Source organism: Streptomyces sp. NPDC015532 (assembly GCF_043078065.1).
Classification (GTDB): domain Bacteria; phylum Actinomycetota; class Actinomycetes; order Streptomycetales; family Streptomycetaceae; genus Streptomyces.
On record NZ_JBIBSY010000001.1, the window covers coordinates 919,916 to 930,091 of the forward strand.

Here is a 10,176-nt window from a genome sequence, read left to right on the forward strand (position 1 = left end):
CTTCAGATCCTCAAGTCTGAGGACTGCATGACGACCTGCTCGCCCTCTCCGTTCGGTTCCTCGAAGTTGACCAGATAGCGGTTGAACAGCGTCTCATCCACGGTGACGGCGTTAGCGCCTTCCGTACCGCTCCGTACTTCGAGGCGGCGCTCCAGCGTCGTCCGGTCGGCCTTGAGGTGGACCAGTTCCCAGCGGCAACCGTGGCTTTCGATCAGCGCCTTGTAGTCGTCGCGGGCGGCGCGACTCCAGAAGCTGTAGTCCACGACCACGTCGCACCCGGCCTGCATCAGCTCGACCAGTTCCTGCCGCTGCTCGCGGCGGACCTCTTCCTTGAGCCGGTCGAACGCCTCAGCTCCCAGCACCAGGCCGGCGTCGCGCTGCCCGAGTCGTTGCCAGACCACCTCGTCGATCGACAGCCGGGCGAAACCGCGGCGCACCAGCTCCATCGCGTAGGTGGTCTTGCCCGCTCCCGGAAGACCGCACATCAGCACCACTGTACTCACTTGCTGCGTCACGGAGCCAGATTAGACCGACCGCCCCGGCGAACCTATGCGGTCAGAGCACTAGCAATGAACGGAACATTCAGCTGAGGCTCGGGTGGGTAGGCCCTTGGCGCCGACCTCGCAGAGCTTCCAGGAGTACAGCAACTCCATTAACCGTCCCAGCCCGGCAGCATCCTCGAAAGGCCGTAGCGCGGCCGGTATGACTGTTCGTGACCGCTCTATATAGAGCTACAGATCAGAAGGTTGCACCGGATCTGGCCCGCACCAAATCGTCTCGTTCAGCGACCTTCACCGTCGCAAAGTGGGCCTATCAATAACGGGCGCGTCGGCACCGGGTGCCCCTGCCTCCACAGATGCTGTGATCATGCTCATCGCCGGAGACTAGGCGAGGCCGCTGACAACGGCCGTCGGACGGGCCCGTCTCAGAGCAGGTCAGCCATGCACAATGAGCCCAGCGTGTAGGGGAGGTCAGGTTGATGTCTTGCCCTCGGCTACGGTGCTCGCTGATCCGTCCTGACCACAAGGAGTTGTCGTACGCATGCTCGTGAGTCTGGCTGGTCAACGAATGTCGCCTCAGGGCGAGGCCTGCTGATCTGGGGGGTGGGGGCGGGCCTGATGGGGTGGTTCATGGTGCTCGGCGGTGCCGCAGCCATGGCGGCATGGGGGGATCAGATGCAGCAGGACGTCCACGTCGCCTACCGACGCGGCGCCCCGCCAAGTGCCGCAGCCTCCCATAGGAGACGCACCGTCGGGATGTTCGTAGGCTGGGCATTCGCGTTCATTGGGCCCGCGTGCGCCATCGCTGGGGTCGTACTTCTCGCCCGGCAGTAAGCCGCATCCAAGAGGGCACGTGCCCGAACGAGGAGCGACCAACGGGGGGAACGACGGGGAACAGCGGCAAGCGCCCCAAGTACGCACAGGGCAACGCCTTGATTCGCGCTGCAAGCGCTCCGAGCCGGTCTATTTGGCCGACAGGCCATGCGGAGACGACACGGCGCGGGCCCCGGCTCACGGGACCCGCGCCGCGGTGCTGCATCGCTGCTTACTGCACGTCGACAAAGTCGGCGGTGGCGGTCGCGGTGTTGGTGGTGGAGGTGCCGGCGAAGGACCAGCGCCAGTAGCCGTCGGCGGCGGCCTTGACTGTGGTCTTCAAGGCACCGCCGGTACCCGTGGTCACCGTCTTGACGGTGGTGTAGGTGCTGGTGCCCTTCTTGCGGAACTGCAGCTTCACCGGCTGGCCGGTGTAGCCGGCGTACTTGTAGGTCTCCCAGTTGGCACGGGTCAGGCTGCCGCTGACGGTGAGGGTCTTGCCCTTCTTCACCGGCTCCGGCGAGGCGTTGACCGTCAGCTTGGCGTAACGCTGGACCTGCACCGTGGCGGCGACGTCCTTGCTGACGTAGTCCCAGTCGTTGCCGCTGGCACTGGCCCTCACCTTCCAGGTCCCGGCCGTGGTGTTGTCCTGGGGATCGATCCGCGGGTTCATGGTCAGGGTGAAGGTGCAGGTGGTCGTGGTGGCGTTGTGGGCCACGCAGTCGCCGGACACGTCGTCGGGGACCACGAGCCCGTAAGGGTCGTCGGGCATGACCTGGCCGGGCCCGTGCCACAGCACGGGGAAGGTGTAGTCCTCCTTGATGCCCGAGTCGTCGGTGGCGGTCACCGCGATGGTGAAGGTCTTCGGGTTCGTGGTGCCCAGGACGATGTCGGACCCGCCGTTGACGACCACCTTGGTGATTTTGGTGTCACCCACGGCCTCGTCCGCCTGAGCGGCGCCCGAAACGGCGAACGCGGACAGGACCAGGGCACCGGCAACGGCGGCCACAGTGGAGCGCTTACGCATAAGTGTGTTTCCCCCACACTCTGGTGACCCCGAGACGCCCGAGGCCAAAGCTGGCGAGGCGCATCCGGCGCGGGGCAGATCGGGTCGCCCGGGTGAGGGCGGCCTGATCCGCCTCGGATGCCGGACGGCACCGAAGACGACTGCCGAACCCCCGGGACGGTTGTACCGCGAAGAGATCTTTTTTGACACCGCTTGCCAGGACTCCGGCCGGTCTTCCCATGAGTGCCGGCCAAGAGCGTGGCGGGTGTGGAAGCACGTGAACTGCACTGTGTCCGGGCGACGTTGGCCCGATTCGCCGCTTATGTGTTCGCCTTGAGCAGCCGTAGTGACCGCAGGCCACCGCCAACACGGCACAACGGCCGATTGGCCCGCCCACCTGACCGCAGCGGCCTCTCAGCCGAGAGTCCGGGACGAAGAGGCCGTGCCAGACCCGTGCCAGATCGTGCGGGGAACACCGGGGAACAGCGGGGGAGGAAGCCGGCCTTGCCCCAGGCGCCGATACCGCTCAGCAGCTGGTCAGCCTCGGAGCAAGCCCCAGATCACATCAGCTTCCCTAGCTGAGAGCGTGACGAGTGCACATCGAGTGGCCGCATCGCCCTTGTTTCCAAGGCGTGTTGCCTTCGGTGTGTCAGCAACGGCCATCTGCACGGGTGCAGCCTGTCGTCACCGTTCCGTCACAAGTAATCGCCGCACGGAACCCTGCCGCTCTCCCGCCCTATCTGCACTCACGCACCACGACCACGCGTACCGCGGGGCAACAACCGACGACCGAAACCCGCGGACGAGACGACTCAGGGGGACGACAACATGCGTCACAGCAACGGCATTCGCAGGGCGGCTCTGGCGACGACGGCGGTCACGGCCGTCGCGGCGGCGGTGACCGGCATCCTGCCCGGCACCGCCATGGCGGCGAGCACCACCACCTCTACCCCGCCGCCCGCCTGCCCGGCCTCCGCCCTCCAGGCCAGCGCCTGGCAGGCGGCCCACCCGCCCGTCGGGACCGGGACCGGGGCGGCAGTCGTGCAGTTCACCAACGTCTCCCGGAAGACGTGCGTCCTCAAGGGCCATCCGACGGTCGCGGGCGCCAGCAACGGCTCCCCCGCCCACAACACCCCGCTCAAGGTCACCCCCACCGGCAGGGCGGCCACCGTGACGGTCCGGCCGCACGGCAAGGCGTGGGTGAAGCTGACCTTCGTCCAGGTCCAGGGGGAGGGCGACGGCTACTGCGTGTCGGGCAAGACCCCGGCGGCGTATCCGACGATGGTCATCGGGCTGCCGCACTCCGGGAAGCACCAGGTCGCCCTGAACGACGGGTGGTGGGCCGAGTGCGACAACAAGGTGACCGTCACCCCGGTCTCGGCGGTCAAGCCTTCCTGACCCCACCATCCCCACAAAACGAGCAGCCTGCATGACGATCGCAAGGCTCTGACCTACACGTTTACGAGGAACTGCACATAAGTGCAGGTCAGCGACTCAATGTACCTTCGGTGCGCTGAGTCGCTGGCCTGCGGTGATCAAGCTCCGATGGCACAAACTCGCGTCCGTCAAAGTCCGATGGCAAACGGTCAGGATCCAGTGGCACAGGACAACCCAGACGCACCTTCGGCGGCACGCCTCGCCCCTGTCCCGTCTCTGTCGATCTGGTCCCCTTCTCAAGTGAACGGGTCCGATTCGCTTGCTGTCTCAGGTGATCGGGTCCGCCAGTTCGTTCGATGCTTCGTCGAGGCCGACTGGCTCTCAACGGGTGGGGCCGGCGGGGCCTGGCCTACGAAGTGGCGTGTTTGTCCCGCGTGCGGGACAGAGGTGCGCCGTCCGTTGGCGGAAGCGGCGGACGTCACGTTCGACGACGCGGGGGAACCGGTCGTCACAGGATGGAGCGCGCGATGCGGAACCCTACGTCGTCGACCTGGAACGTCGGGTGGCTGCGGCGTCGCGCGGAGGCCCGGCAACTCCAGTGCTCATCGAACCAGCCACCGCCACGGAGCACCCGGTAGGTGCCGTAGACCTCGGCGTCGTAGACGTCCCAGCACCAGTCCCAGACGTTGCCGAGCATGTCGTAGAGACCCCACGGGTTGGGGCGTTTGCCGCCCACGGCGTGGATGCGCTCGTGCGAGTTGCCGCGGTACCAGGCGATCTCGTCGAGCGGCGCGTACTGCGGCCCGGTCGTGCCGGCACGGCAGGCGTGCTCCCACTCGGCTTCGGTCGGCAGCCGGTACCCGTTGGAGGACGCGTCCCACTCGATGCCTTCGCTGTCGGCAGAGAAGTGGTAGGCGGGCGTGAACCCGTCGCGCAGGGACAGGGCGTTGCAAAACCGTGCCGCGTCCCACCAGGAAACGCACTCGACGGGCAACTGGTCCCCGTGGGCGGTACTCGGCCGCTGGCCGGTGATTTGTGCATACAACGCCTGGGTGACCGGGAATGCCGCGAGGTGGTAGGGCGCAAGCTCGACCGACCAACTGCGCTGCGTCCGCCGGTCCGACAGCGTTACCTGCCCCGGCGGGATGGCGACCATCTCGTTTCCCGCGACCACGTCCATGATCAAGAGATCCTACCGAGACGTGTCAGCTCGCCACGGTGGGGTCGAACCACATCAAGTGAGACAGCAACCGGCAGCCAAGCGCCCGGGACCAGATCCACTGGGATTCCCGGCGACCAGGCATCTCAAGCGATCCGGTCGCCGCAGGTCGCGGCTCTGCCCGCAGTCCAGATCATCCGAGACGGGACAGCCCCCAACCCGCGCCGAAGCCGAGACCGCGTTGGCGAGCCATCCCTGAGCGCTCACCTGGGCAGGAGCACGCGACCGGCTAATCGCCACCGTCTCAGTTTCCGTCTCATTCACCACCGTTCACGGACGTTCAGGCGAGACCACAAGCCCACTCCCCTAAGCCGACCAGCCGCGCATGAACGCAGGTGAACGTCCCCGAACGCGGCCCAAGACCCCATCAACACAGTTGGAAAGCGTGTGGGTCCTGACGAAGAGCGCCTGTACGCCTCGCGCATGGCCAGCGGGACTAGGATCCCAGCCGGGCGAAGTCGTAGCGCAGAGGTAGTCGCGCGCGGTCTCCAAAATCGCGAGGACGCCGGTTCGAATCCGGCCGGCTTCGTCCGCCCCAGCTGCGGCGTCCAACCGTTAGCGGGACGGTTCCGCGCGGGCCCTGCGACCTGGGCTCGTATCGTGCATGCATGCGCAATGAGCGGCACGACGAGCCACTGTCCAAAGCGGAGTTGGAGTTGTTCCTCCAGTATCTGCACCGGCTCGCCAACCACGATGTGGATCAGTTTGCCCTCATGCAGGTGGGCGATTCTGAGTACCCCGTCTATGTGAGCTTCTCCAGGAAGCCCGAGGCGGGAGTTGACCCCGAGGTCTACCGGCGACCGTAGCGAACCCCGGGCCCTGTCGAATGCGTGTCGAGGACTGGCCGACTGGGAGTCGGGGCGGGGGAGCGACGCAGGTCAGAGGCAGTGCCTCACTCGACGCACCGAGCGCCTTCTAAGCGCTCGGCCGTTCCGAACGTGCCACAGCCGTGCCACATCGTGCGGTCAACCACGGTCAACGACGGCTCGCCACAGTCGAGATGCACCGTTCACCTGGGCAGTGGCTACAGCCGGAGCAACCTGGGCACCCATGCTGCCGATCACGTCCGCCCTTACAAGGCGGTGGTTCGGTAGTCGACGGTCCTGCTCGTATCCGCCTTGAAGGCTGGGCCGTCTGTGGACCGTCGGAGGGCGGCCCACATTGACCAACAACGACCGTGGACGGCCGCTCGATCGCAGGTCACCGGCGCCGTGGCGTGGATCGTCCGAGGGCCGCCCGACGCCAAACAAGTTCCTGCGCAACAAGAAGGCGGAGTGGGAGGAGTACCGCAGCGAGGTCACGGCCTTCGAGCTGCGGAAGAACCTGCCGGTGCTGTAGGCGCCGGCCGGAGTCGGTCTGTGGAAAGGGCGACGGGCCCGGGGCGCTTTCGCGGTCCGGGCCCGTCGGCCGTCTGTTGCCGTGGTGCCGTCAGACGGTGGGGACCCCGCCGCCGTTCCGGACCTCGGACAGGGCCTTCTTGATGGTGACCTTCGCGATGTAGCCGGCGCCGAAGAAGATGCACTCGACGACGTACCAGAACTTCTCGGCGCCGGTCATCTCGACCAGCCCGTACTCGCTCAGCGCCTTCTTCACGGGGACCTTCTGGAAGTAGGCGGCACCGAAGTAGATGCAACCCAGGATGTACCAGAACTTCTCCGCCGAGGTGGTGGAGCCCTGACCGAGGTACTGACGTTCTGCCATGACGCTCTCTGCCTTCCGATGACCGTGGGGTCCGGGGAGGCGCGCCGATCGGCCCTTGCGGGCGGCCCCGGGCGGCAGCCGCGCACGGGCGCGGACGCCTGGGCACGCTGAAGCTCGACCTGAGACGGCGTGGGTGATGCGCATGTGTCACGGTGCCGGTCGTCAAGCAGGCCGGCCGCCCCCCGAATGCGCAAACCGCAGCTTAGGGCATTGATCGTCGTCTTGAATATGCCCGAGTCATGAGCGTTACCTGGATCGGGCGGCGGTGTTCTCCCGCCTTTTTCGAACGGTCGCACAACCATCGGCGCCACTCGGGTGTCCAGTACGTGACCGGACGACCGACCTCCGGTCGTCGTCCGTCCGGTTCCGACGAGGAGACCCCACCGTGCGCCAGCGCATCCGCCCCTCACGCCTCAGCAAGCCGGCGGCGTTCGTGGCCGCCGCCGCGTTCGTCGCGGCCGTTCCCGCGGTCGCCGCGGCCCCGGCGTACGCCGAGCCGGGTGAGGCGTCCCTGGAGATCTCGACTCTGGCGAGCGCGTCGCCCAAGCCGGGCGAGGTGTACGACAAGAACGTCGTCATCACCAACAAGGGCACCGCGGCCGCGGACGGCTTCACCTTCCGGGTCCGGCTGACCCGCGGGCTCGACTTCCCCGAGGACGTGAAGGGCTGTACCTACTCGACCCTCGCGGACCAGGTCCGCCAGGCCGTCTGCGAGCTCGACACGGTCATCGAGCCCGGTGCCTCGGTCGAGACGCCCGTGCGGTTCAAGGCGCTGCCCAAGGCGCTGATGGAAGCGGTCGAGTACGGAACCTCGGCCACGGGCGAGCTTCCGGGCGAGGGATTCTCCGAGAGCTACCGGCGGCTGAACCTGACCGCCGACAGCTCGGCCGACCTCGTCGCCGTCGGTGAGGACACCGAGGCCCTCGCGGGCGGCCGGCAGTCCATCAACGTGCAGCTCCGCAACGACGGCCCCGGCTGGATCCGGGTCCAGACGAGCGACGACCAGCCGGCGCTCATGGTGCGGATACCCAAGGGCACGACCGCCTCCATGGTTCCCCAGGACTGCCAGCCGTTCGGGATCGACGGCCCGAACGCGCCCGGGGGGACGCCGGGCAGGGCCGTCTACGTCTGCACGCCCGACGACCACACCATCGAAGTCGGCCAGGCCCTCACGTACACCTTCATGCTGGACGTCGCGAAGGGCACGAAGACCACCGACGGCTCCGTGAAGGCGACCTCGGTCTACGACATCCACCCGGACTTCGACAAGAACCCCGCCAACGACACGGCGAAGATCCACGTCGCCATCCCCACCGACAACGAGGAGGACCCTTCCCCGTCGCCCTCCGCCACCTCCCCGGGGACCTCGACCGGCGGCAACGACCCCGAGGGCCAGTCCACCGGCGGCTCCGGCAGCACGGGCGGTACCGGCGGTACCGGCGGTACGGGCTCCACGTCGGGCGGCTCCACCAGCGGTGACGTCGACGGCAGCCTCGCGAGCACCGGCTCCGACGGCACCCCGGTCCTCGCCGCGGCCGCGGCCGCCACGGCCGTCCTCGGCGGCGGCCTGGTCCTGGCCGTCCGCCGGCGCCGCGCCGGCGCCGGGTCCTGACGGCCCCCTGCCCGGCCCGGTGGAAGTCCTAGCCCACGTACGCGGGTGACACGGCCGCGGTGCTCACGCGCCGCGGCTTTCCCGTGCCGTCGGACGGGAGTGTCCACAGGTCGGCCCCGTAGTCGCCGGGGAGGGCGTAGAGGAGGGTGTGGTCGTCGCGCCAGACCACCTGGTCGTCGACGCTGCGGGGATCGGCGAGCGCCGTCTCGTGTCCGGTGCGCAGATCCAGGACGTACAGATGCCAGGGGGCGTCCCGCGGAAGGCCCTTGACGCGCTTCTTGAAGGCGACCCGGGTGCCGTCGGGGGAGAGGGACGGGCACTCGACGTTCGTGTGCACGGTGGTGACGGTGCGGGCGGTCAGGTCGCCGTGGACCAGGTAGGTCGTGCCGCGCGTGGCCATGGTGGCGTAGAACCCGCGGTCGTCGCCCGTGAACGTGACACCCCAGAAGTTGACGTCGGCCGACCGGTAGGTCCTGCCGTCCTTCACCACCCGGTACGCCTCCAGGGACGGCGTCAGCCTTCCCGTGCGGGTGTCGACGATCGCCGCCCGGGTGGAGAAGTCCGTGCCCGCGTAGGAGTCGCCGCCCACGAACGCGGTCCAGGCGGCGTACCGGCCGCTGGGCGAGACGCGGGCGCGGGACGGGATGCCCGGCACGTCGTAGCGGGCCCTGACGTGCAGAGCGGCGTCGAGGATCACCGCCCGGTAGGTGTCCTGGACCGTGCCGCGCACCGCCTGGAGGCACACCCCGGTGCCCGAAGCGGCGTAGAAGCGCAGGCACGTGACCTTGGACGCGGTGCGCGGACCCGACGGGGCGGACGCCGGGACGGACGTCAGCTCGTCGCGGTGCGGGCCCCACGCCATGTTCCGGAACACCAGCCGCCGGGAGCCGGTCAGGGAGACCGGCCCCGCGGTGATCCGCGGGCCGCCCGGCCGTGCCTGGTTCCGGCGCTCCGCGCGGGCCGAGGCGTGCAGCACGGAGGCCGTCGCGACGCCCGCGAGGACGAGCAGGGCCGAGACCAGGACCAGGACGCGGGTGCGCGGCGTCATGCGAGACCTTCCGAGGGAGTGCGGCGGGCGGGGCGCAGGATCGTCGAGAACAGGGCGCACAGGGCGAGTGCCACGGCCGACGCCGTGAGCGCCGTACGGTCGCCCCACGCCGTCCAGGCCGCGCCGAAGGCGAGCGAGCAGACGAAACGGGCCAGCGCCTGCCCCGTCTGGACCAGCGCGAGCCCGGACGAGCGCAGTTCCCCGGGCACGCTGTCCGAGGCCGCGGCCATGAGTACGCCGTCCGTCGCCGCGTAGAAGCCGCCGTGCAGGAACAGGACGGCGAACGGCAGGGCCGTACCGTGCCAGGACGTCAGCAGCAGGCCGTACGCGAGGAGCAGGGCGCCGTGTCCGGCCAGGAACACCCGCCATCGGCCGGCCCGGTCCGCGAGCCGGCCCAGCGGTACGGCCAGCAGCAGGAACGCGGCGGCGGTGCCGACGGGGAGCAGCGCGAACCAGCGGTCCGGCACCCCGAGTCTGCGCTGGAGCAGCAGGAACACGAACGAGTCGCTGACGGTGGCGAGACCCAGCAGGAGCGCGCAGAGCGCGATCCCGCGCAGCCCCGGGCGGCGCAGCAGGGCGAGGGCGGCGCGCAGGGTGGGGCGGGGCGCGGCGAGGACGGCGGGCGTGGCGGTGGCCCCGGCCTCCGCGAGCGGACCCGGGGAGCCCGGGAGGCTTTCGGAGGCGGTGCCCGGGGTTCGGGTGCCCGGCTCCCGGAGGCCCGCGGTCGGGGCGGGGGAGGCCCCGGACCCCGGACGGGCGGTCGGCACCGGCACCGGCACCGGCATCGGCATCGGCATCGGCGTCGGGGGGGGGGCCCCCCCCCCCCCCCGGCCCCGGGCCCCCCCGGCGCGGCCCCCCCCCCCCCCCCCGCCCCCGGCCCCGGCCCCCCCCCCCCCCCCC

The 10,176-nt window shown here is 69.3% G+C and carries 9 protein-coding genes, 1 tRNA gene and 1 pseudogene; 5 read left to right on the top strand and 6 right to left on the bottom strand.

What is annotated here, in order from left to right; all coding sequences use genetic code 11:
- Positions 1 to 2: 2 nt before the first annotated feature.
- Positions 3 to 515: an AAA family ATPase gene (locus tag ACF07B_RS03880; RefSeq protein WP_392177638.1), complete on the bottom strand. Its 513-nt coding sequence runs from the start codon at positions 513 to 515 to the stop codon at positions 3 to 5.
- Positions 516 to 1,545: 1,030 nt separating this feature from the next.
- Positions 1,546 to 2,340, bottom strand: a complete 795-nt coding sequence (locus ACF07B_RS03885; RefSeq protein ID WP_392177639.1) for a calcium-binding protein — start codon at positions 2,338 to 2,340, stop codon at positions 1,546 to 1,548.
- 807 nt (positions 2,341 to 3,147) lie between these two features.
- Here ACF07B_RS03885 and ACF07B_RS03890 point away from each other — a divergent pair.
- On the top strand, positions 3,148 to 3,717 hold the full coding sequence (locus ACF07B_RS03890) for a DUF4232 domain-containing protein (RefSeq protein ID WP_392177640.1): 570 nt from the start codon (positions 3,148 to 3,150) through the stop codon (positions 3,715 to 3,717).
- A 487-nt stretch (positions 3,718 to 4,204) separates the two neighbouring features.
- Here the strand turns inward: ACF07B_RS03890 and ACF07B_RS03895 are convergent, their stop codons facing one another.
- Positions 4,205 to 4,876, bottom strand: a complete 672-nt coding sequence (locus tag ACF07B_RS03895) for a formylglycine-generating enzyme family protein (protein WP_392177956.1) — start codon at positions 4,874 to 4,876, stop codon at positions 4,205 to 4,207.
- A gap of 493 nt (positions 4,877 to 5,369) precedes the next feature.
- Here ACF07B_RS03895 and ACF07B_RS03900 point away from each other — a divergent pair.
- The 3 genes and pseudogenes from ACF07B_RS03900 to ACF07B_RS03910 all read left to right on the top strand — a co-directional run.
- Positions 5,370 to 5,444 (top strand) — tRNA-Trp (locus ACF07B_RS03900).
- 79 nt (positions 5,445 to 5,523) lie between these two features.
- On the top strand, positions 5,524 to 5,721 hold the full coding sequence (locus ACF07B_RS03905; protein WP_384242185.1) for a hypothetical protein: 198 nt from the start codon (positions 5,524 to 5,526) through the stop codon (positions 5,719 to 5,721).
- Between the two features lie 445 nt (positions 5,722 to 6,166).
- Positions 6,167 to 6,253 (top strand): annotated as a pseudogene (locus ACF07B_RS03910) (glutamine synthetase); the annotation flags it as partial.
- Between the two features lie 90 nt (positions 6,254 to 6,343).
- Here the strand turns inward: ACF07B_RS03910 and ACF07B_RS03915 are convergent.
- Positions 6,344 to 6,616 carry a hypothetical protein gene (locus tag ACF07B_RS03915; protein ID WP_369484134.1) on the bottom strand — a complete coding sequence of 91 codons (273 nt, stop codon included), beginning with the start codon at positions 6,614 to 6,616 and terminating at the stop codon, positions 6,344 to 6,346.
- 385 nt (positions 6,617 to 7,001) lie between these two features.
- Here ACF07B_RS03915 and ACF07B_RS03920 point away from each other — a divergent pair, with 385 nt between their 5' ends.
- Entirely contained in the window at positions 7,002 to 8,228 is a 1,227-nt protein-coding gene (locus tag ACF07B_RS03920) for an LPXTG cell wall anchor domain-containing protein (protein ID WP_392177641.1), read from the top strand.
- Between the two features lie 28 nt (positions 8,229 to 8,256).
- Here ACF07B_RS03920 and ACF07B_RS03925 read toward each other — a convergent pair whose 3' ends face one another.
- Complete coding sequence (locus tag ACF07B_RS03925) at positions 8,257 to 9,276, bottom strand: TolB family protein (protein WP_392177642.1); 1,020 nt, start codon at positions 9,274 to 9,276, stop codon at positions 8,257 to 8,259.
- Positions 9,273 to 10,176 (bottom strand): MFS transporter (locus ACF07B_RS03930; protein WP_392177643.1); only part of this gene is annotated, 904 nt, incomplete at its 5' end. The genes ACF07B_RS03930 and ACF07B_RS03925, both read right to left, overlap by 4 nt.